Origin of the sequence: Achromobacter sp. SIMBA_011, assembly GCF_046535435.1 — a bacterium.
In the GTDB taxonomy this organism is placed as follows: domain Bacteria; phylum Pseudomonadota; class Gammaproteobacteria; order Burkholderiales; family Burkholderiaceae_B; genus Achromobacter; species Achromobacter dolens.
On the sequence record NZ_JAWRWN010001089.1, the window covers coordinates 1 to 243 of the forward strand.

The window sequence follows — 243 nt, forward strand, 5'->3', positions numbered from 1 at the left end:
CTTGCCCGTTCTACTACCTGCCGCTTCACGGCGAGTACTGGGAAACGGTCGAGAAGGTCAGCGTGTCGAGCACATGGGAGACCGTCAAGAAATTCGCAACATCATGGGATCCGTGGAAAGACAAGAAAGTCGTCCATGAACTGCTGCATCGGCGACAGGATCTGATCAAACCGAAAAGCATCGATCCGTACTGGTCCCGCCACGGCAATTTCCTGATGCGTCATATCGGGTGCGGGCATAAGC

Annotated in this window: 1 pseudogene; it reads left to right on the top strand. The window is 54.7% G+C overall.

From position 1 onward, the window contains the following. Window positions 1-243: pseudogene (locus SB816_RS34390) on the top strand (hypothetical protein); the annotation flags it as partial.